Below are 22,644 nucleotides of genomic sequence, written 5' to 3'. Positions count from 1 at the left end.
AGATACTTAAAATATTCCAAATGATACATTTTGTAACTCCATACGTCCAATTTACGATACAATACGTATCATGTCAAGCGGTATTTGGACATGGTTCTTTTGATTTACGACAATTTGAGATGTCCTTAGACAGACCTATTTACAAATGGGAATGGGTTAAAGGAAACACATGCGGAGTTACTCTTTTGCAGGAAAGCTGCCCTGATCAAACACTTGGCTCAGGATTGTTTCAATATATATTTGATGTCGTTCAGGGGGAAATAGCTTATGAGCTACGGAAATCGCATTGCTGAATTACGGGAACAGCGGGGACTTACTCAAGAAGAACTTGCGAGCTCCATTCATATTACCAGAGCTGCTCTCTCCCACTACGAGAAGAACCGTCGCAAACCGGATTTCGAAGTGTTAACGAGACTTGCTGACATCTTTGAGGTGTCTATTGATTATCTTATAGGACGTACAAAGCAAAGCGATGTCGTGATGGATGAGGACGTACGCGAATTCGTTGATACCTTGGAGTTATCGGATAAGGAAGTGTTGGAACGCTTCGATCTGATGATTGATGGGAAGTCCTTAACAGAAGAAGAGGCACGTCGTTTTATTGCGTTTGTCCGAATGGAACGCAGCATGGACTAAACCCGAAAGAGGACCCAGTTCCCGAGAGATAACCTCTCTGGCTTCTGGGCTTTTTTTGTGTTTTAATTCCCTTCCATTCCCTGCTTGTCTATTGTGTCAAGGACGCTTGTTGTTGACAGAGGATACGAAATGGTTCCAACGCTCCGGGTCGATTCCGCATTGCAGTAAAACCTTCATGATGTCCATCTGGGTTGCTTCGACTTGTTTACCTGTCGGCCTACGATCGTCCCTGTTTGGATGCTTCATATTCATTCCGCTAACCTCTCTTATCTTTATACTTTCCCTGCCCTCCAAAACTAGCCTTATTATACTTGAGAATGTTCCTCGATGTTGTCGTCTCATGGCGATAACGTTTTTTGATGGGGTTCTAATTTTGTCGAAAGCAAAATAGGAGCAATATGGTGCCGGAATGGCAACCATATTGCTCCTATTATTCTTAATACAACCTGTTCATGCACTTCCACCTTTGAACATGGAAGTTATTAACCTCCAGCACGTGCAAGTTCACGCATATTCGCTTCAAACGCTGCAAGCAGCGCCGCTTCTCCTGTCAGACCTGTTGCCTGAATCCGTTCGATCTGTTCTGTCATCCGCTTGAAGTCCTTCGGAATAACCCGAACGAACTGATTCAGCGCATCTTGCCAGTTATCCAGAACGCGCTGACCGACAGCACTTCCTGTATTGGCAACATGACGTTGAATCATGCCTCGCAGATCTGCACTTTCGGCCACATCTTCGATACGCTCCAAAAGAACCATTTCCAGATTACAACGTTTCAGGAATGTACCTTCCGGATCATACACATAGGCAATACCTCCGGACATCCCTGCTGCAAAGTTACGACCTGTATCGCCCAGTACAACGACACGTCCACCTGTCATATACTCACAACCATGGTCGCCTACACCTTCAACGACTACTTTGGCGCCCGAGTTACGTACAGCAAATCGCTCACCGGCAATACCACGGATGTACGCTTCACCGCTTGTTGCTCCGTAGAGAGCCGTGTTACCGATAATGATGTTATCTTCCGCCTCAAACGTTGCTTTCGGGGAAGGCATCACGATCAGTTTACCTCCGGACAGTCCTTTACCAACGTAGTCATTGGAATCCCCTTCAACGGTCAAGGTCATACCTTTAGGTACAAAGGCCCCAAAGCTTTGTCCGGCAGAGCCGACAAATTTGAATTTAACCGTATCTTCCGGCAATCCTGCGAGTCCATATTTGCGTGTGATCTCACTACCCAAAATGGTACCTACTGCACGGTTAACGTTTGTAATTGGAAGCACCGCTTCAACCGGTTGACCGGATTCAATAGCAGACTGTGCCAGTGGCAGCAATTGTTGCATATCCAGCGTTTCTTCCAATTGGTGATTCTGATGCTGTGTGCGGTAACGCGCAGAGCCTTCCGGCATTTCAGGCACGTGCAGCAATACAGACAGATCCACACCTTTTTTCTTCCAGTGATCTACGGCTTCTACCGTTTCGAGGCAATCTGTACGTCCGACCATCTCCTGAATCGTACGGAAACCAAGATCAGCCATGATCTCACGCACATCTTCAGCAACAAATCGCATGAAGTTAACCACATGAGCCGGATCACCCATATAATTTTTACGCAATTCCGGATTCTGTGTCGCTACACCAACCGGACAGGTATCCATTTGACAGACACGCATCATGATACAGCCAAGTGCAACGAGCGGTGCTGTAGAGAAACCATACTCTTCTGCTCCAAGCAAGGCTGCAATCGCCAAGTCACGACCGTTAAGCATTTTGCCGTCTGTTTCAAGGACAACACGGTCACGCAGATTGTTCAGCATCAACGTTTGATGTGTCTCTGCAAGACCTAGTTCCCAAGGCATACCTGCGTGGCGAATCGAACCTTGCGGTGATGCACCTGTACCACCGTCATAACCGCTGACAAGGATAATATCGGCACGGCCTTTGGCTACACCAGCTGCGATGGTACCCACGCCCACTTCCGATACCAGCTTCACGTTAATCTCAGCACGCGGATTGGCATTTTTCAAGTCATAGATCAACTCTGCCAGATCTTCGATCGAGTAGATATCGTGATGCGGTGGTGGCGAGATCAGACCTACACCCGGTGTTGAACCACGGACTTCAGCAACCCAAGGATACACTTTACGTCCTGGCAGCTGTCCGCCTTCACCTGGTTTAGCTCCCTGAGCCATTTTAATCTGAATCTCGTCGGCATTAACCAAGTAGTTGGATGTAACACCAAAACGTCCGGATGCTACCTGTTTAATCGCACTGCGGCGGGAATCCCCGTTGCTATCTTTAATGAAGCGAGCCGGATCTTCTCCACCTTCACCGGTATTGGATTTACCTCCAACACGGTTCATAGCAATGGCAAGATCTTCATGCGCCTCTTTACTGATCGAACCAAAGGACATTGCACCTGTTTTGAAACGACGCATGATGTCTTCTACGGATTCAACTTCTTCGAGTGGAATGGAAGCTCCCACCGGTTTCAGTTTCAGCATGGAGCGAATGGTCAACAGTTGATCATTCTCACCTTGCACAAGTTTGGAATATTTTTTATACAGCTTGTAATCCCCAGTGCGTACTGCATGTTGCAGGGTATGAATGGTTTGCGGATTGAACAGATGCTCTTCTCCGTCGTTACGCCATTGATAATCCCCACCGGAATCCAATACTTTATCGTTACCGTCTTTTTCCGTAAAGGCACGGTTATGATGTGTCAACGCTTCGGCTGCCACTTCTTCCAACCCAATTCCACCGATACGGGAAGGTGTCCAGGTAAAGTAACGGTCAACGAAGTCTGATTTCAGACCTACCGCTTCGAAGATTTGAGCTCCACGATACGATTGAATCGTAGAAATTCCCATTTTGGACAACACTTTAGTAACGCCTTTGGTAGCTGCTTTAATGTAGTTTTTCACTGCTTTCTCATGCGAGATGCCACGCAGCAACCCTTGCTGGATCATGTCATCCAGCGTTTCAAAGGCCAGATAAGGGTTCACCGCACTTACACCATAACCCAGCAGCAACGCGTAGTGGTGAATATCGCGCGGTTCTGCCGATTCGAGCATAATGCTGACTTTGGTTCTGGTTCCCTGGCGAATCAGATGGTGATGCAGACCTGCTACAGCAAGCAATGCAGGAATGGCAGCATTCTCTGCGTCCACACCGCGGTCAGACAGGATCAGAATGTTATGACCTTTGTCGATGACACGGTCTGCAGCTTCGAAGAGCAAATCCATCGCTTTGCGAAGTCCTTCTGCTCCTTCCGCAGCGGTGAAGAAGATTGGAATCGTCATGGAGCGGAACCCTGGGCGACGCACATGGCGAATCTTCGCAAAGTCTTCATTGGACAATACCGGTGTATCCAGACGTATCTGGCGACAACTCTCCGGTTCAGGGTTCAGCAAATTGCGCTCAGGACCAATCGTTGTTGCCGTAGATGTTACAATCTCTTCACGGATTGCATCGATTGGCGGGTTGGTTACCTGGGCGAACATCTGTTTAAAGTAGTTGTACAGACGCTGCGGACGATCCGACAGCACAGCCAGCGGTGCATCATAACCCATCGAACCCGTAGCTTCCATACCTGTTGTTGCCATGGGCTCCAGGATTTTACGCAGTTCTTCAAATGTATAACCATAAGCGAGCTGAAGCTGGGTCACGTTATCATGTTTTGGATCAGGAAGTTCCGGTGCTTCCGGCAACTCGCTCAGATCCATCAAATGCTCGTCAAGCCAATCCTGATACGGATTCTCGGCTGCAATGATTGCTTTTACTTCCTCATCCGCGATGATGCGGCCTTCTTGTGTATCCACAAGCAACATCCGACCTGGACGCAGACGATCTTTGTACAGGATCTCTTCCGGCGCGATATCAAGTACCCCAACTTCGGAGGACAGGATAATACGGTCATCTTTGGTTACATAATAACGAGCTGGACGTAATCCATTACGGTCGAGTGTTGCACCGATTTGCAAACCATCTGTGAAGGCCATTGCTGCTGGTCCATCCCAAGGCTCCATCATTGTGCTGTGATACTCATAAAATGCCTTTTTGGCAGGGTCCATTCCCTCATCCGTGCTCCAAGGTTCAGGAACCATCATCATGGCCACGTGTGGCAGAGAACGGCCGCTCAGATACAGGAACTCCAGTGTGTTATCAAACATGGCTGTATCCGAACCGTCCGGATTGATGACTGGTTTCACTTTGGCGATGTCGTTACCAAACAACTCGCTCTCAAACAAGGACTGTCTAGCATGCATCCAGTTCACGTTACCACGCATCGTGTTGATCTCACCGTTGTGGATCATGAAGCGATACGGGTGGGCACGTTCCCAGCTTGGGAAGGTGTTTGTACTGAAACGGGAATGCACAAGTCCAATGGCCGATTCCACGAGTTCTTCCTGCAGATCCAGATAGAACCCGCCAACTTGTTCAGTTGTCAGCATGCCTTTATATACAATTTTGCGACAAGACATGCTCGGAAGGTAGAACGAACCACCTTCTGCTTCATCTGCCGAATAACGAATAGCCAGCTCAGCACGTCTGCGAATAACATACAGCTTACGCTCGAATCCAAGCTCATCCTTCACATCTGCGGATCTTCCAATGAACACCTGACGTACATAAGGTTTCGCTGCAAGTGCAGAACGGCCAAGCATTTCATCAAAAGTAGGAACATCCCGGAAACCCAGGAACGTCTGACCTTCTTCTTCAATAATCTTCTTAAGGCTCTCTTCATGCGCACTGCGAATGGCAGGGTCTTGGGAGAGGAACAACATACCTACGCCATAGAATCCCTGTTCAGGCAATGCAAAACCAAGGCGTTTCGCTTCCTCCGCAAAAAAGCGATGTGGAATCTGAATCAGGATACCTGCTCCGTCACCGGAATTCGGCTCACTTCCCTGTCCTCCACGGTGCTCCATGTTACTGAGCATGGTCAGTGCCTGACTAACGATATCGTGTGAAGGTACTCCTTTGATGTTGGCAACAAAACCCATTCCGCATGCGTCTTTTTCGAACTGCGGGTCATACAGACCCTGTTTTGGAGGTAATCCGATGTGTCTCATGGAACGCAACCTTTCTATAATGAAGTATTTCGGAAAGATCAAGAACATAGGCAACAGGCAACAATGAAACGGGAGGAGCTGGCCTTTCGCTTGCGATAGAGCCTGCTAGATAGAAGAGGTGACAGCATGAGACTGTCAAAAATAATGCCTGCTATTGGGCAGAAGCCATTGTAATGAGATGAGCTGATCCGGACGATCCGGCAAACAGCCTGTATAAATCAACACGCAGCCGCTGGCACGGCTACTGAAATGGAGCGACGTTTTTTTGATATAGTTCTATTATTTTAACACCGACCTAACATCAGCGCAATTTAAACTTTTTAATACCTCTGATAAGAAATGTTTTGCAGTACAGCTTTACAGTAGTGACGTTTAAATTCATCTCTTTTTCGAATAATTATACACTTTTTAAGCCAGAGTACAACTGAATTAAATTGCTGACAGAAGAAAATCGTTCCATGTGCAGCCTACGTTTATCCATAATTCCACCAAATTTTCACTGCTTAAGCCAGCGAAACTTTACTTCTCTATGCATTTGTATACAAAATAGCCTGCAACCCCTTTTTGGGGCTACAGGCTATTTGCACTATTTGACTACTATATTGCATAATTTCACTACAAGAAAATAAAGTTTTTTTCAAAAATATGTCCCTGCTGAAGATCAGGTTCGACTTATGCCGTCACAACTTGACCAGAATCAGCCTGTTCGACTTCTTTTTTCGGACGTCTGCCATTCCAGAGGAAGTAAGCAAGCGTCAGCAGAATGGATACCCCTGCATAGATGCTAAGAATACCTGCCTGATGCCACATCACATCCAGATTACCACTCGATACCACGGCTTTGAAGCCCATAATGCTGTGTGTCATTGGCAACCAAGGGCTAAATGCCTGAAGCCATGATGGAATCAGTTCTACCGGGAAGGTTCCTGCACTTGCCGCAAGCTGGAAGACCAGAAGCAGAATGACAACATAACGTCCAGGCAGATCCAGCCAGGTTACAAGTGCCTGAACAATCAACATGAAGGTCAGCCCGGTAATAATGGTAAACAGGTAGAACAGCCCTATGCTGTGTGTCTCCAGTCCAAGACCATATAACATGAAACTTGCCACGATAACCGATTGGAAAATGCTCACGGACCCAAATACCAGTGTCCGGCTGACAAAACGATTCCAGCCTGTTGCACCAGGTACGGACGTTTCCCGCATTTTCAATACAATCGTGGAAATCAACGATCCCACAAACAGACCGATCGACAGGAAGAACGGTGTCAATCCTGTACCATAATTGCTCACGTTCTCTGCTGTGTTCTCCGAGGAGTTCACCGGTTCAGCGAACATGTTCACTACATCATCCGTTTTCTTAACTTCGGATGTTTTCTGAGCGGCGTCATTCAGCTTGGTTGCCAGTTCACTTGAGCCATCTTTTAGCTCGGTAAGACCGTCAGCCAGTTTGCCCGCGCCATCACCCAATTGCTTCGAACCATCGGTTAGTGAATGAACGCCACCACTTAGTTTACCTACACCCGTTTGCAAAGCTGTTGTCCCTGAGCCCAGCTGCTTGGCACCATCTGCAAGCAATGTACCGCCACTTGCAGCATCACCCAACTTGCCGCTGAACTGCTTCAGGCCATCGGAGAGCTGTGCTCCTCCTTGACTAAGCTGCCCGGCACCAGCCAGCAATTGTTGCTGACCATCCACTAACTGGTTCGTACCAGCCAGAAGTTGCTCCTGACCTCCATGAAGCTCGGCTGCACCCGCAGCCAGTTGCTGGTTACCCTGATGCAGCTGATCTGCACCCTGCGCCAGCTTCTGCTCGCTCTCATGCAGTTGCGCACTGCCATCAGCAACAGCTTCACTTGCCGCAAGCAGTTTCTGTACATCCGCATTTTCGGCCAGTTCCGGGTTTGATGCAGCAAGCTGTTTCAATCCGGCGGCTACACCCTGTGCACCATCAGCAACCTTGGAACTGCCATCTACAGCCGATTGCAGGCCTGTTGCCAGTGTACCGCTGCCCTGAACGGCACTTTGCAGACCATCCGACAGCTTCGCACTGCCCTGTTCTGACGATTTCAGGCCAGCCTGCAACTTGCTTGTGCCATCCAGTGAAGACTGGAGTCCGGTTTCCAACTTGGCGCTGCCATCCTTCAACTGATCTGCTCCGCTCTGAAGCTGGCTAGAAGCAGCTGCCTGAAGCTGTTGCAGACCGGATACAAGATTCGATGTTCCACTTTCAAGTTTGGTTGCCCCTGTATGCAGCGCGTTAACACCATCACTTAATGGAGAAAGTCCTTCCTGAAGTTCAAGCGTTCCTGATGCAAGCTTCGCCAGATTATCCTTGAGCTTAACAGCACCATCATCCAGTTTGCCTGCGCCGGTATTCAGTTCACCAGCCCCATCGCCTGCCTCAGCCAAGCCATCTGATACTTCGGAGAACTTGTCGAGCAATGTCTCTGCATAGGATTCCGTTACTTTGGCGGAAACTTTTGCTTTCAGGTCCTTAATAGCGGTCTTACCGATCTGCGCACCGACAAAGCTGTAATTGCCATTCGGTTCATAGATCAGATCAGCCGGCTCCGGCTTGTCATCGAGCAATGTTGTTGCTTGGGATGAGAAGTTCTCCGGAATCGTAATTTGCATATAATATTTGTCATTACTCATGCCTTCTTTGGCTTGACTCGCACTGACAAAGTCCCATTTGAAATCGGCATTTTTCTTCAGTTCATCCACCAGATCACTACCCACATGGAGGGATTTGCCCTCCAGCTCAGCGCCTTTGTCCAGATTGACAACAGCAACCGGCATCTCATCCACATGACCATACGGGTCCCAATAGGCCGCCAGATAGATGCCACTATACAGGATCGGTATAAACATAATTGCAATAACAGGGATCAACACCTTCGGGTTTCTCACGGCCGATCCCACATCCTTGAAAAACACGGATAAAGATTTCATGTCATTTTCTCCCCTTAATCTCTCTGCTCCATGAGCAGGAATAACCATAATGAAATACAATGCGGCATTCCAGAAAACATACTGAAACACGAACTGACCACTTTCCTCAAACGGTCACTTTAGGACAAAAAAAACAACCTGTCTTCCGACAAGCCTCCCTGCTTGATACGCGTGAAAATCCATATATTATAGTAGATATAAATTCGGATTACGTTATAGCAGCAATTCCTTCCATTAAGAAAAGGCGAAAGTAAGTCTTGATTTCCTCTTTGCTCAGCGGTTGATGTTGTTTGCTCCAGTCTGAGGTGAGTGCAATGTACAGGCGAATCATCATAAATGCGACGACTTGCGGATCACAATCTCGAATCTCTCCATTGTCTTTTGCTTTCTCAAGCTCCTTAGCCAGAAAGTCGGAGATTACCTTCTCCACCTTGTCTAAACCTTCCTTGGCCTGCAGCGTTCCAAAGTCCTTCAGCTCCTGAGATAACTTAACGAGCAGGTCGTGATCACGACGAAACTCTAACAATGCATCCAGCACCCGAAACAGATTATCGAAAAATGCACTTTCCTGATGTACTTCACGATGCGCGATGTTCTTCATTTCCTGAATCACTTCTACCAGGATCTGATCAAACAATTGTTCCTTATTGGTGAAAAACGTATAGATTGTTCCTTTGCCAACGTTCGCAATCTTGGCGACCTGATCCATCGTCGTTGCTTTGTATCCAAACATGGCAAACGACTGGGCTGCTGCATGAATAACCTGCTGTCTCCTGTCAATCGGAGCCATCATATCCCTCCTTTTAAACACATTCATTGTTCAATCGCTCTACATAAATGACCAAAAATACAATTCGGTCATTCGGTCAAAATATACAATACCACCTTAGAAAACAGATTGCAACCCTAACATTTTAAAAATTGTGTTAATATTTTTTAACCTAAATGCAGTGGAAACTCCTTCTGTCGTCGTCTATAGTGTAAGATGACTCAGATAATACGTATATATAATGAAGTTTAGGTTGTCTCATTGTATGATATATGGTGTAAATATTCATAGAAGAAACATGATTTTACGCTTCAATGTATATTCATGTAATAACGCATTCCCTAGCTAGAATAAACAATGAATATCTTCATTTTGAATTAAAACTTATGAATAAAGGTGAACTCATGCGAAAACCAAGAGTGCTCTTATTATCGGAAGGTTTCGGTACCGGTCACACTCAGGCCGCTCATGCGCTGGCACATGGCATCAAAAAAGTCAGTCCACATGTTCACAGTCGTGTCATTGAACTAGGCAAATTTTTGAACCCAACGGTAGCTCCACTAATTTTCTCTGCATATCGAAAGACACTATCGGTTCAACCCAAACTGGTCAGCCTGTTGTACCGCACACAGTACAATAAATCATTAAATGGTTTTACCAAGCTGGCGTTGCACCGAATTTTCTATACACAGACGGCACAGGTCGTATCCCAACTGAAACCCGATGCGGTCATCTGTACCCATCCTTTTCCGAATGCAGTCATTTCCCGGCTCAAACGCCAGGGTCTGAATATCCCGCTCTATACGGTCGTGACGGATTATGACGTGCACGGAACATGGATTAATCCGGAAGTGAACAAATATCTGGTCTCTACCCCTCAGGTCAAAGCATTGCTTGAGATTCGGGGCGTCGATCCCTCCCATATTCAGATCACGGGAATCCCTGTGCATCCAGACTTCTGGGAAGCAGGAGATAAGGTGAAGCTACGGGAAGAGATGGGGCTTCAGAACATGCCTACGGCGCTGCTTATGGGTGGTGGATGGGGACTTTCGTTTGATGAGGACCATATGAAAGCTCTCACGTCCTGGGCAGATCGTGTTCAATTGGTCTTTTGTCTAGGAAGCAATGAAAAAATGATCGCAAAAATGAAGGAAATGCCTTGCTTCCAGCATCCGAATATTCGTATTCTGGGATATACACGGGAAGTAAGCAAACTGATGGATGTATCCGATGTGCTGATTACGAAGCCAGGTGGCATGACATGCACCGAAGCACTGGCCAAGGGTCTACCGATGTTGTTCATTCCTCCGATTGCAGGTCAAGAGGAAGAGAACTGTGAATACTTTGTACAAGCCGGATACGGCCAGGTCATTCATTCTGCCGACGTGATCACCAATCGTTTCAGACAACTAGTTGAGCAGGCATCTACTCAAACTGAAAGCCCGCTGAACGTAGCACATATTTCAGGTAATCAGTCGGCCTATGATCCGAAGTGCTGTGCTCAAGCTGTTCATAACTTATTGTTCCCGACTACAGCCGAAGTCACAACAACCTCCGTGGAGCGCTTCACAGCCGGAATTGCTGCCACGTCCTTGTCAGGTACCAGAATACCATTCTGACGCCTCTAGGGGCCTATAGAACAGCTCTCACGAGGTGTTATAGGGCACAAGACAATTACTCAAGATATACAAAGAAGGTTCCCTTCCGAATTTTTGGAAGGGAACCTTCTTTTATTTTTACTAATTCCACCGTATGATTTGATAGAAAAAAGGGTAATTTAGAGTATAACAATATTTTAAAATAACGAAATAAAACTACGATTCAGGCTTTTTCAAGGGCCGTGTGATGCCCACACAGTTAACTATCCTGCCTGTTTGCAGAATTTACGGGTCGATTACTTGTAAAAAGTATGATGACCGATCGTTTTTACTTTTTTCTGCGAGCGAGCAACTGTCAGATCGTCGGCAAGCGTCAATGATAAGAAATAATAGGTATCATCGGCAACTTCCTTCTTCCCGTTCAACGCAGCATTCACTGCTTTGATGCTGTCCTCGTTGGGAACCACACGTTTCATACGTCCGTTCGCTACAGGACTAAACTGGGATTTCTGATAGATGACCTTGTAAATGGTATCGGGAAAATTGGCTGACCGCAGCCGGTTTAAGACAACATTGGCAACTGCCACTTTGCCTTCGTACGGTTCACCTTCCGCTTCTGCCATGACGATTTTTTGCAGCAGATGCAGTTCTTTATCGGACACACTGTATGACCAGGTTGCGAGTTTCGAGTCTTCCTGGTTCAGAAGTTTGGTCCGTGTAAAGTATAGTTTTTGGGGGGGAGTTGTTACAGCAGCGACTTCTTTGGCACGTTTCACTTTGGCCAATTTCAGTGCAGCTTCTTTTTTGGCTTTGGCCGCAGCTAGCGCTCTAGCTTTGTTCTTGGCCTTGGCTTCTTGCAGTTCCTGCTCTTCCTGAGCAGTCGTAAGCCAGTTCTTCGCTGGCAGAGATTCAGTCCACGCTACGGTTTGGGCAGACAGATTAGAGGACAGACTTGTCCCATCTTCCATCATGCGCCTCTCTTCTTGCGTAGATGTTTGGTTATTTTGCCCAGAAGCCGCAAGTTCGGTCATCTGTTTACTATCACTAGCTTCATTCCACTTCCCCGTCGCCTGAACGACATTTACCCCCACTATACATACAAGCAGCACTGATAACATCGGTGCTACCCAACGATTTTTGCTTATAATGTTCATTCGAAGATTCCTCCTGTCGAAACAATTCCCTTAACTAAGTAACCCAAAAAAAAGAATTTGAATAACGTTGGCTAATATTACATAGGGATAAACGTTATGTCAATGTGATTTTATGGCATAAAAATGATTATCAGGAAAAAGTGAACGTATCCACGACCTCATACATTGGCGATTGCCCCAGCCTTGTCACATAAAGTACAATGTCCTCCACCATCCATGAATTAGTACCTGTGGAATGTTCCGGAAGCACGCCAGATACCCCTTTATTCTCATTACCTGGAACTTGTCCCAGATATTTTCTGGCAACGGTAATATGGGGAGCATACGGTCTTAATTCAGCTTCATACCCAAGGGGCGAAGTCGCCTGCACGATTTGTTTTTGCAATGAAAACAAGTGCTCTATCTCTCCGCTAACACCTTTCCAAAGCACCTTAGGTGCTTCTTCAAGTCCAAATGTGCCCCAGTCTGAAAGCTGAAGTTCAAACGGCTCAAATCCGCTTGCTGCTGAGCGCAATGCTTTTCGCAGGTGCCCGATGTCACTAACTAACGTATCCCCCAGAAATTGCAAGGTTATATGATAATCTCTATGATCTGTCCATTTACGAAAATCCAGCTTGTTCTGTACAAGCCTCGCATCCATCTGAAGAGACTGCTGAACAGCAACAGGAAGACGAATTGCTACAAACAATCTTTCCCGTCGGGATGAATGATCCTGATGTGATTGGTTATTCATTGCATACACCTCTCTAAAGTTCGCTCTATTATTTCATAACTATACATATCGTTTCAAGTTGGGTAAGTATAGATTGACACAAATATAACCATTTGCAAATAAGGCTAGATTCCTGCATTTCCCACCTTAATGCACATCCAACATCAAATCTGATACACTTTAATTATCAAACTCATCAAACTATTTATCTCAGGAGGACCACACATTATGGGTAAAATTGTATGTTTTCCATCTCTATCCGAAGAACAGCGACAACGCATTCAGAATGCTGCACCGGGATACACCCTGAAATTCGGAAAAGCCAAGGAATTGGACCCCGCTGAGTTGAAAGAAGCTGAGATTATTCTCGGCTGGTCCCCACTCGTCACAGAACATGCATTGAAACAGGACAGCCTGTTGAAGTGGGTTCAGGTATGGTCTGCTGGTGTGGACAATCTCCCCTTCGCAGATCTGCAACAGAAGAACGTTCAGGTCACCAGTGCAAATGGAGTTCACGCGATTCCAATCACCGAAATTATTCTGGGCATGATGTTGTCCCACAGTCGCTGGCTGAGACAAGCTATGCTGCATCAACAGCAGGCCGAATGGAAAGCTCCTGCCAAACCACTGCCGGAACTGCATGGTAAAACAGCGGTCATCGTTGGTGTAGGTGAGATCGGTACGGAAACAGCCCGTATTCTCAAAGCACTCGGCATGCACACAATCGGAGTTCGCCGCTCAGGTAAGGATGTCCCCAATGTGGACCAAATGTACGACATGACCGGTTTACATGAAGCCTTGAACCAGGGCGATTATGTAATTAACATTTTACCGCTAACTGATGAAACCAAACATATATATGATCAAACTGCATTTGAGCAGTTCCGATCTGGTGCCTGCTTTGTCAATGTGGGCCGCGGCCCCAGTGTGAAAACGGAAGCCTTGCTGAATGCGCTCCAAAACGGCCAAGTTGCCTTCGCCGCACTGGACGTGTTCGAAGAAGAACCACTTCCTGCAGACCACCCGCTATGGGGCATGGATAATGTGTTAATTACGCCTCATATCGCAGGAAGTACAGAGCAATACACGAATCGAGCAGTCGATATTTTCGTCAAAAATCTGGAAGCTTACGTCGCTGGCGATACCCTGCCGATGAACCTTGTGGATTATAGTCATAAATATTAACACAAACACCCGTTCCCATGCAATATTGTGCAAATCAGATCAACGATATCAATGGAACTAAAGAAATATTTCTGTCCTCTACGTTCTAGTGTAAACGGTTAGTTCAATGGATATGTAAGCAATAAAAAAATCTACCTCTGGAAATTTCCCTAGAGGTAGATTTTTTTGTTTTTTACGCTTACATGCACAGCCAAATATGACGTATAAACGTGCCTTTATGTACTGTTCGGTACTCTTTTACAGTCCATCCTACTTCCAACAAGTGCTCTTCTACCCACTCTGTGGAAACTATCACTGCCCGTTTTGCCAATCTGCGCAAACTCTCCAGCATGGCTCGTTGCTCAGCATCCGGAAGTACAGAGCAGAGATTATAGGGCATGTCCAGAATTGCTGCATCATACAAATCTTGCAGTTCATTCATATCCCCGAGTGTGATTCGATCCGAATCATATCCATAATGCGGCAGATTGATACGTGCACCTCGGACAGCCAGAGGATTGAGATCGTTACCTTTTGCGTCAATTCCCATGGATAAAGCTTCAATCACAACCGTTCCCATACCACAGCATGGATCAAGCAATCGATGATTTTCTACTCTCGGAACAGCAATATTAACCAGCGCTCTCGCAAGCGTGATGCCAAATCCAGTTGAGTAATTTTGCGGCTTCTGCCGATGAATCTGCCATGATCGATCCGCTTCTGTCCACTGGCCCAAGATCCATTTTTCTCCTGTTCGGATTAGGCCGAAAGTCACCTTAGATTGTTTCATCTGTGCCTTGCCTTTAATGCACATGCCAACTTCTTTTTCCAGTTGACGAGACTGTGCATAATCAGGGGCTTGATCCCCTTCTTTCAAACAAATCACCTTAAATGTCTCTTCTGGCAACAGATGAATATCTCTGGCAAAAGGAAGCAGATCAGTCACGCTGCCCCCTTCGCCAATCACGTCCAGTCTGCCATGGATAAAAGGACTGCGTCCAGGTAGAATACATCGTTCAGACCACACATACGACCCCATATCCATAGGGATCTCCGAACTCGGTTCAAGCAGCGTATTCAGCTCCAGCATGCATAATTCTTGCTCGTTCTCGTGGCAAGCAAAGGTATAGAGGTGTTTCCCAGAAGTGGCGTACATACCAAGTGTTTCATCAGGCAAAATTCCCCTCTCCTTCCTTCATTAATCATGTTTCTTCTATATAAATAGTAAGCTCATTGAAGACATATCAAATACGACTCAAACGTTTGCTTCAGGTAGCCATTGTATACAATGTTAGGCTCCTAGACAACTCTCTATTTCCTTGCACATTTTATTTGGAAAGAAAAAAAATAAGGTGTTCCCATTGTTGAGGAACGCCTTACTTTATTTTGAGATTATAACATTGGAAATCTAATCGTTCTTGCCAGTAAACGTTATAGGCCAACAGCTCATATATCATACTGATTTCTCACCATTAGCCGCCTGCGTGATTCCAGCTTCTTCTATTATAAGGAGAAGGTTATATTTTTAATTTTTCAATGGATGTAAGCAAATCTTCCGATAATTCTTTCAGACTTTGAATGTTGCCGCTAATCGTTTCCATGGAACTTACCTGCTCTTCCGCCGATGCAGAAACTTCTTCCACACTCGCTGCCGATTGTTCCGAAACAGCGGAAATCTGCTGACTGAAATCATTCATTCTTCCGCTTGCTTCCTGCATGCCTACGAGACCATCTGTCATCGTGCCGATGACACCAACCATGCCTTCCACCGATTCATTAATTGTACGGAAGAGTTGACCTGAAGTAAGCACATGTTCCTGACCCAGTTCGGTCTCCTGAACGTTCGTACGTAATTCCGCAACCACCCCTTGTGACTCCTGCTGAATATCCTCGGTAATCGCCGTGATCTCTTCAACCGAAGTCTGCACAGCCTCAGATAACTTCCTCACTTCTGATGCCACTACGGCGAATCCGCGTCCACTCTCTCCCGCACGCGCTGCCTCAATGGAGGCATTTAATGCCAGCAGATTGGTTTGGCGTGCAATGTCATGAATGACTTGAACCAGCTTGGAAATATCTTCATTTTTACGATTCAATCGTTCCATCTTGTTCATGGAAGCCGAGACCGAACCGGAAATCTGTTGCATCTGCTGCACTGATTGTTCCATCACCTTGCGACCATTCAACCCTTGCTCCAGTACAAGATCCGACATGACGCGCAGCTGGCTGCCTTGTTCCGTATGATTCTGAATGTGATCATTCAACACTTCAACCGTACGGGCTGATTCCACGGCTGTCTCTGCCTGGCTCTCTGCGGCCTTGGCTGACTCTTCCATGGTCACAGCAATCTGGCGACTACCAATCTTAACCTCTTCTGAGGATATTGCCAGTTCCCCACTTTGTAGATTAACAGCTTCCGCAATTCGTCTGACGCTCAGAACCATGGAAGTCAGGTTACCTTTCATGTCATTCACCGCTTTGGCCAGAACACCAACTTCATCCTCATGTTTGGTATGTATGTCCTGAACATTCAATTGTCCTTCTGCAATCAGTTTCACCGCACTAATGACACGTAGCAGTGGTTTCACGACCTGTGAACGAATAATCGGAATGCTGATCGCTGTAATGGCAATCATGACAAGAACACCGATAATGATGATTAATCTACCATCCTGTACCGATCTGATCGTCTGGGCCGCCGCAAGATTGGACTGTTCCTGATTGTATTCCACGAGATAATCAAGATCGACTTGCATGGTGTCAAAGGAATCGGCACCTTTATCAGCTACTTCCTTCGCCAGCTGTGTCTGCCCCTCATCACTCAACTTGATCGCTTGTGTATTAATCTTGAGATACGCTTCCCATTTGTTCTTGAACGCTGTCCAGTGTTCGAGCTCATCCGCAGACTTCTCCTGCTGATCATAGATTTTAATCGCCTGCGTCGTTTCACGAATATACTTGGTACGCTCTTCTGACAAAAATGCCTTGTCTGTCTCTTCCGCGTCAAAGTGGCGATAACTTAGTGACAGGACATGCTCTGTGGTATAATTTAACCGGTTAATTTGCTGGATTGATGGCATCCAATTGTTCGTAATTTCATTGGAATTGGTTTCAATTGAATTCATCCGGGTGACAATCGTGACACTCAAAACAATTAAACAGAGGATTAACAAGTAGAACGCGATGCTGATACGCAGACCGATACTCTTGATCTTGAATCTGCTGAACATATGATTTCCCCCTTGACCTCTTCGGTCATCCCGAATACAGGTGCGTTTGTCATTGTTTTCCCCTTCTATTTGACTTCTTGTCAAAAGAACTTAACTATATTATATCGGTAGGAAAATAGACGTAAAGTATTATAACATTATTTTGTCATTAAGATGCTTGATTTTGTAAAAGATTGTTGAATCTTGACAAAGTCCAAACCGAAGAGCTGCAGCATACGGTAATGTCCCGATCTGCAGCTCTTCGGTTTGTTCGGATTTCAACAGCTACCTTCATAAAGCAATCAGCCTAGTTCAGTATTGCTGTCACATGCTCAGCCAGCAATCGATATGAATCCAATCTGCGTTCATAATCTGGTCCTGCCGTAACCAGAAGCAACCTCTCCGTATCCAGCCTGCGACTCACCTGCTGCAATCGAGCCCATACCTGCTCAGGTGTACCTGCATAGTGCCGCACCGATTCATTTTGATCACTAACGGCTTCATCATTCGTGTCAGAGCCCGCGATACCACTTGAATTCGGCTCGGTTGAACGTCCTTTCCCATCCAGCTTGCGCCTCTCCGCCATTTCACGACTCCAAGCCAAAGCATCCGTATCCGACTCGGCACACAATACGCTAACTGCCACCATAACTTCAGGCTCCTTCATCGTTGCACTAGGAATAAATCCTTCTCGGTATCGCCTTACAGCCTCTGTACCATCGGCATCACTCATGAATTGACCAAATACATATCCCATGCCAAACCGTGCCGCAAATTCTGCACTCTTCACGTTAGTCCCCAACATCCAGAGTGATAAAGGAAGCTTGGGAATGGGACGAGCTGTCACGGGATGATCCTCGTACATGTAGCGGTCTTCGAGCAGTTCTGTGAGTGCTGCGAGCGATTCAGGCAGCTTGGACACATGCTGCAAGTAATTGCCACTGAGTGCCATCGTGGCATGAGGTCCACCGCCCGGAGCACGTCCGAGCCCAAGCTCAATGCGTCCCGGATAGAGCGCAGCCAGCAGGCGGAACGACTCCGCAACCTTGAGTGGGCTGTAGTGTGGCAACAAGACCGCACCAGAGCCAAGTTGGATCGTTGTTGTCCTTGCTCCGATGTGCGATAACAGTACTTCGGGAGAGGCCGATGCCAGTTCAGCCATATCATGATGCTCTGACGTCCAGTATCGGGCGTATCCCCAAGCCTCGGCATGTTGCGCAAGTGTCACCGATTGTTGAAGCGCTTGTTCCGCTGTGGCATCGTTTAACCTTGGAACAAGGTCAAGTACGCCCAGACTGAACGTCTCACTCATACGCTTAGCCACGCGTCTCATCTCCCTTTATATCGGTTAATTTTAATCCAGATCGTAGATCGAACCCACCTTCAGACCGTAGAGTTCATTATATATTTTCTCGGCAAATGCATCTGTCATTCCTGCGATATAATCGATCACCATGTGTTCCCAAGTCCAGATTGGCTGGGCTTTGGCTTGATCCTTCTCATACCGCTGCAGCCAGTCGGATGGAATAATGGATTTGGACGTTTCCGGATCGAGGAATGCATCCCATAATCGCTTAATCATCCACTCACTGCGCTTCTGTAGCCGCTGCACACGTAGATCACGAATCATGGTCACCCAGGCAAAACTCTTGAGCACACTCACCGTACGAAGCATATCAAGGTCTTCTGCCCCTTCACGGACAAAAGTTACCTTCTTCCAGTCGCCGTCGTCAATAACGCCAAGGCTGCCTACAAAAAAGCTCACCCAGTAGGCTTTCACCTCACGACGGGTACGCGAGTAATCATGCTCGCAGAACGGCATCTTTTCATTCCAGATGCGCAGGAACGAAGCGAGGACCTCTTCTACCTTTTGCCCAATCGCTTCTCGGGTCCATCCGTTCCAGAACAGATCCTCCAGCGTTGTAATTTTATCCACAATCAGTCGATTCACATGCGGATCTTGCAGGAAATGCTCATGTACTTCAATTTTGCCTGCTTTGATGCCATCCTCCAGGTCATGTGAGGAGTACGCAATATCGTCGCAAAGGTCCATCAACTGTGCTTCCAGCGTCTTCTTGCCTGCCGGCACGTTCCAGCGATCACGGATCTCCCGAATATATTGCCACTCATGATGATACATGCCTTTTTTGCTCTCTGTCCCAGGGTACGGATACTTGTTGATTCCTAGTAATACCGCATCAGACAGGTTCAGTCCGTCGATATCTTCACGCTTCTCCAAGTGCATAATGAGACGGAAATTGTGTGCATTGCCTTCAAAATGCTCGTATTTCCGTTTTAACTCGGCACGGACTTCAGACTCCACCTTGGGAACTTTGGCGCTGCGGCTTTTTTTCATGATTTTCTTAGCCTCGGTGTTGATGAGGTCATCCAGAATGCCATCCAATACTTCTTCACCTTTATGTCCAAACGGCGGGTGACCAAAATCATGTGCGATTGCAGCGCACTCCACCACTTCTGAATCAATAATAAGGCCGGGGTTATCCGCGCGGTCCCAGTCCACCTCGGGAAAACGGCGAATTAGGCTTCGGGCAGCCTCTCGGGCAATCTGTGCCACCTCCAGGGAATGGGTCAAACGAGTACGATAATAATCACCCGTTCCTGCGCCAAACACCTGCGATTTGCCCTGTAACCGACGGAAGGTCGGTGAATGAATGAGTCTCGAATAGTCCCGTTCATACGCTGCACGAGATCCATCCAATTTGGTTAATTCAGGATATTGTCTATGTTCTCTCAGATCGTTCCATTGCATGGGGATCACTCCTAGCCGACTGTCTCTATTTTGAGTGATTATACACAACATCTGTGGTTTCGAAAAGTAAAACCTGTCTGCGATTGTCATCTCTTCTTACATCAACTTGTAATGAACAGTCATCTTCTCTTATTATACCCTGCCAGACTATCATCCGTGCATCTAAATGACAATGATTCATATTGAACTCATTATTCACATATGCTCGCTCCCATAGCAGAACAACCATAAGTACTCACTGTGCCACCAGGTAGCCGTTCCGGTTACGGATCGTTCTTCTGATCGCTGTTGTCTCCAGGTTTTCTGAATTCCCTTTACAAAGGGAAAAACCCGGAGACAAAGGCGAACGCTTCGCTTCTTCAGAATCGATTCCGTCCCCTTCACTACTTTTGCTGTCCTTATAATACATAATGGTATTCATCATTCAACTCGCTAAAAAATCGAGTGAAAATCAAGTTCAATTTAGAAAATATCATCATTTGCTTCAATGATAGTCTGCCTCCCCCGCGCCCTCCCCGTTGTTGGTAAAAACAAAAAAAACCGACAGGACTGAAACGCCCTGTCGGGGTGGAGATGGTGGGTGCAACGGTATTACACCATAACCTTACAGATATCGTTGGTGAACTCTACTGGATCTTGAATTGGCAATCCTTCGATTAACAATGCCTGATGGTACAGCAGGCTGGTATAGAGGTTCAGCTTTTCCTGATCCTGTGCGAAAGCGTCTTTCAACGATTTGAAGACATCGTGATTCACGTTGATTTCCAGCACTTTGTCGGCTTGTACATTTTCGCTGTTTGGCATAGCTTTCAGGATTTTCTCCATTTCAATCGTCAATTCACCTTCAGTGGACAAACATACCGGGTGGCTTCTGAGACGTTTGGAAGCTTTAACGGCTTTGACTTTACCTGCCAATTGAGCTTGCATCGCTTCAAACAACTCTTTGTTGTCGTTGTCCTGAGCGTCCGTTTCTTCTTTGTCCGCGTTATCTTCGATACCCAGGTCACCACTGGAGATAGATTTGAATTCTTTCTCCTTGTAGTTCGTGATCATCTTGATTGCAAACTCGTCGATGTCATCGGTAAAGTACAATACTTCGTACCCTTTCTCAAGAACACCCTCGATCTGTGGCAGCTTCTCAATACGGTTAATGGACTCACCGGATGCATAGTAGATGTACTTCTGATCTTCCGGCATTCTGGAGACGTATTCGTCCAGGCTCACGAGTTTGCTCTCTTTGGAAGACGTGAACAACAGCAGATCCTGCAATGTATCCTTGTTCACACCATAGTCGCTATATACGCCATATTTCAACTGACGGCCAAACGCTTGGTAGAACTTCTCGTAGTTCTCGCGCTCGTCCTTCAGCAGGCTTTGCAGTTGACTCTTGATTTTGTTCTTGATGTTTTTCGCGATCAGGCTAAGCTGACGGTCATGTTGCAACATCTCACGGGAAATGTTCAGGGACAGGTCTTCCGAATCCACCATACCTTTAACAAATCCAAAGTAATCTGGCAACAGATCCCCACATTTATCCATGATCAATACACCGTTGGAGTAGAGTTCAAGGCCTTTTTCATACTCTTTGGTGTAGTAGTCAAACGGCGTGTTCTCCGGGATAAACAGGATTGCATTGTATACCACTGCGCCATCTGCGCTGATATGCAGGTGTTTGAGCGGTTTGTCAAAACCGTAGCGTTTTTCCATATAGAAGTTCGTGTAGTCTTCTTCGGTCAGTTCGCTTTTATTTTTACGCCAGATCGGCACCATGCTGTTCACGGTTTGTTCTTCTTGATATTCCTCGAACTCGTTCTCCGTGCCCTCTTTCGGACGTTGACCCGTTACATCCATCTTGATCGGGTAGCGAATGAAGTCGGAGTATTTCTTGATGATGGATCTCAGGCGGTACTCATCCAAAAATTCGTCATACGAATCTTCTTCGGTATTTTCTTTGATCGTCAGGACGATTTCCGTACCTACGGAATCTTTCTCAGCTGGTGTGATTGTGTAACCATCCGCGCCTTCGGACTCCCATTTCCAAGCTTCGTCGCTGCCCAGCGTTTTACTCGTTACGGTCAGCTTGTCCGCCACCATAAATGCCGAGTAGAAACCTACCCCGAATTGTCCAATGATGTTGTGGCCGTCTTTTGCTTCATTTTCCTTCTTAAACGCCAGGGAACCACTCTTCGCGATAACCCCCAGGTTGTTCTCCAGCTCTTCCTGCGTCATCCCGATTCCGGTATCCGTCAGTGTGAGCGTGCGGTTTTCTTTGTCAATCGTGAGCTTGATGAAGTAGTCCTCTTTGTTGAAAACAAGTGAATCGTCGGTAAGTGCTCTGTAATAAATTTTATCAATGGCGTCACTGGAGTTGGAGATCAATTCTCTCAAAAAGATTTCTCTTTGGGTGTAAATGGAGTTGATCATCATATCCAGCAAACGTTTGGATTCTGCCTGGAATTCTTTTTTAGCCATGAGTGGTTGGACTCCTTTCAAATTGGATATCGAATGATTTGATTGAAAATAGAAAGTTACTGAGTAATCCTGCGGCCATTAGTAGACTCAAAAACCTTTGATCGCTCTAGTCCACAGATATTGT

The 22,644-nt window shown here is 46.5% G+C and carries 14 protein-coding genes; 3 read left to right on the top strand and 11 right to left on the bottom strand.

All coding sequences use genetic code 11. From position 1 onward, the window contains the following. Positions 1 to 267: 267 nt before the first annotated feature. Positions 268 to 636: a helix-turn-helix domain-containing protein gene (locus ACE04G_RS09895; protein ID WP_017690127.1), complete on the top strand. Its 369-nt coding sequence runs from the start codon at positions 268 to 270 to the stop codon at positions 634 to 636. Positions 637 to 732: 96 nt separating this feature from the next. Here ACE04G_RS09895 and ACE04G_RS09890 read toward each other — a convergent pair whose 3' ends face one another. From ACE04G_RS09890 to ACE04G_RS09875, 4 genes are all read right to left on the bottom strand, one after another. Continuing rightward, a complete protein-coding gene (locus tag ACE04G_RS09890; RefSeq protein ID WP_017690128.1) occupies positions 733 to 888 on the bottom strand; it encodes a hypothetical protein in 156 nt (51 codons plus the stop codon). 230 nt (positions 889 to 1,118) lie between these two features. Then, a complete protein-coding gene (gene gltB / locus ACE04G_RS09885) occupies positions 1,119 to 5,717 on the bottom strand; it encodes a glutamate synthase large subunit (RefSeq protein WP_339182679.1) in 4,599 nt (1,532 codons plus the stop codon). A gap of 672 nt (positions 5,718 to 6,389) precedes the next feature. Continuing rightward, entirely contained in the window at positions 6,390 to 8,672 is a 2,283-nt protein-coding gene (locus ACE04G_RS09880) for a YhgE/Pip domain-containing protein (RefSeq protein WP_221819110.1), read from the bottom strand. Between the two features lie 208 nt (positions 8,673 to 8,880). Continuing rightward, positions 8,881 to 9,462 carry a TetR/AcrR family transcriptional regulator gene (locus tag ACE04G_RS09875; protein ID WP_076209603.1) on the bottom strand — a complete coding sequence of 194 codons (582 nt, stop codon included), beginning with the start codon at positions 9,460 to 9,462 and terminating at the stop codon, positions 8,881 to 8,883. Positions 9,463 to 9,845: 383 nt separating this feature from the next. Between ACE04G_RS09875 and ACE04G_RS09870 the strand changes: the two genes are divergently transcribed. Then, a complete protein-coding gene (locus ACE04G_RS09870) occupies positions 9,846 to 11,060 on the top strand; it encodes an MGDG synthase family glycosyltransferase (protein ID WP_237176597.1) in 1,215 nt (404 codons plus the stop codon). 275 nt (positions 11,061 to 11,335) lie between these two features. On the opposite strand, the gene ACE04G_RS09865 is transcribed toward ACE04G_RS09870, so the two are convergent. Beyond that, a complete protein-coding gene (locus ACE04G_RS09865; protein ID WP_449005339.1) occupies positions 11,336 to 12,193 on the bottom strand; it encodes a cell wall hydrolase in 858 nt (285 codons plus the stop codon). 130 nt (positions 12,194 to 12,323) lie between these two features. Further along, on the bottom strand, positions 12,324 to 12,926 hold the full coding sequence (thpR, locus tag ACE04G_RS09860) for an RNA 2',3'-cyclic phosphodiesterase (protein WP_449005338.1): 603 nt from the start codon (positions 12,924 to 12,926) through the stop codon (positions 12,324 to 12,326). A gap of 207 nt (positions 12,927 to 13,133) precedes the next feature. On the opposite strand from thpR, the gene ACE04G_RS09855 reads away from it, so the two are divergent. Then, positions 13,134 to 14,090, top strand: coding sequence for a D-2-hydroxyacid dehydrogenase (locus tag ACE04G_RS09855; protein ID WP_449005337.1), 957 nt, complete (start codon positions 13,134 to 13,136; stop codon positions 14,088 to 14,090). A 178-nt stretch (positions 14,091 to 14,268) separates the two neighbouring features. On the opposite strand, the gene ACE04G_RS09850 is transcribed toward ACE04G_RS09855, so the two are convergent. The 5 genes from ACE04G_RS09850 to htpG all read right to left on the bottom strand — a co-directional run bounded on the left by ACE04G_RS09850 (position 14,269) and on the right by htpG (position 22,520). Beyond that, complete coding sequence (locus ACE04G_RS09850; protein ID WP_449005336.1) at positions 14,269 to 15,246, bottom strand: TRM11 family SAM-dependent methyltransferase; 978 nt, start codon at positions 15,244 to 15,246, stop codon at positions 14,269 to 14,271. Between the two features lie 340 nt (positions 15,247 to 15,586). Further along, positions 15,587 to 17,299: a methyl-accepting chemotaxis protein gene (locus ACE04G_RS09845; RefSeq protein WP_449005335.1), complete on the bottom strand. Its 1,713-nt coding sequence runs from the start codon at positions 17,297 to 17,299 to the stop codon at positions 15,587 to 15,589. 286 nt (positions 17,300 to 17,585) lie between these two features. Next, on the bottom strand, positions 17,586 to 18,611 hold the full coding sequence (locus ACE04G_RS09840) for an MsnO8 family LLM class oxidoreductase (protein WP_449005334.1): 1,026 nt from the start codon (positions 18,609 to 18,611) through the stop codon (positions 17,586 to 17,588). A 21-nt stretch (positions 18,612 to 18,632) separates the two neighbouring features. Further along, positions 18,633 to 20,048 (bottom strand): deoxyguanosinetriphosphate triphosphohydrolase family protein, encoded by a 1,416-nt coding sequence (locus ACE04G_RS09835; RefSeq protein ID WP_076209597.1) that lies wholly within the window; start codon positions 20,046 to 20,048, stop codon positions 18,633 to 18,635. A 591-nt stretch (positions 20,049 to 20,639) separates the two neighbouring features. Continuing rightward, complete coding sequence (gene htpG / locus ACE04G_RS09830) at positions 20,640 to 22,520, bottom strand: molecular chaperone HtpG (protein ID WP_449005332.1); 1,881 nt, start codon at positions 22,518 to 22,520, stop codon at positions 20,640 to 20,642. Between the last annotated feature and the right edge of the window lie 124 nt (positions 22,521 to 22,644).

It is taken from the genome of Paenibacillus sp. AGC31, assembly GCF_057334655.1.
The sequence above is the reverse complement of the archived record's forward strand: the minus strand, read 5'-3'. Positions and strand labels throughout refer to the sequence as shown.